This is a genomic window from Olsenella sp. AGMB03486, assembly GCF_040884255.1.
GTDB classification, from domain to species: Bacteria; Actinomycetota; Coriobacteriia; order Coriobacteriales; family Atopobiaceae; genus Olsenella_L; species Olsenella_L kribbiana.
Genome location: NZ_JBEVTM010000062.1, coordinates 1 through 651, shown reverse-complemented (window position 1 = coordinate 651; position 651 = coordinate 1). Strand labels below are relative to the sequence as shown.

Below are 651 nucleotides of genomic sequence, written 5' to 3'. Positions count from 1 at the left end.
CTATTTATGGTGGGCAGCACTTCTGCATCTTGTGGTCCTGGCCTCCGGACGGCAGGATTCTCCCCGACAGGAGGCTCCGTCCCGGAGGCGCGATATGGATGCCCAGGCAGGCATGCTGGCAAGGCTCTTCGAGAGGTCCATGGGCCTCGGGGACGAATGGGAGGTCTCCGATGTCTGGTTTGAGCCCTGTCAATATAATGGACAGCGGAATCGCAGATTCCTACACGGCCAGCATGTCTTCCGGACTGTGCCGGAGGGTCCTCTCGAAGCGGTCGAAGAACTCCTGCATGGTCTCTGCCGGCACGCGGTCCCCGATGGACTCGTGCGGACGGTAGCGGTTGTAGTATGACTCGATGAACTCGATCGCCCCGTGCTTCGTCGTGGATGCATCCGCCGGGCGCTCGTGGCGGTGCCACTCGTCCCTGGGCGTCCCGAAGGACGACTCCGCGACCGCATTGTCGTGGCAGCTCCCTGTGCGGCCCACGGAAAGCCTCACGCCGTGCGCTGCTGCCCAGGCGGCGAGCTCTGCGCCCGCGTGCTGGCTGCCACGGCCGCTGCGGAATATGGCCCCTCCGGCGACAATTGCTTGATGACTGTACCCTTCAATCAGCTGATGGGAGGGACGGACCTTCTTATTGAGTTGCATACAGA

1 protein-coding gene is annotated in these 651 nt (G+C 63.0%); it reads right to left on the bottom strand.

The window, feature by feature from the left end; all coding sequences use genetic code 11:
• Positions 1-220: 220 nt before the first annotated feature.
• Positions 221-646 carry an integrase core domain-containing protein gene (locus ABVS03_RS11565; protein WP_368019219.1) on the bottom strand — a complete coding sequence of 142 codons (426 nt, stop codon included), beginning with the start codon at positions 644-646 and terminating at the stop codon, positions 221-223.
• Positions 647-651: the final 5 nt, after the last annotated feature.

Coding starts and splice junctions, on each gene's coding strand:
- ABVS03_RS11565 (WP_368019219.1), bottom strand. CDS start 646: ATGCAACTCAATAAGAAGGTCCGTCCCTCCCATCAGCTGATTGAAGGG.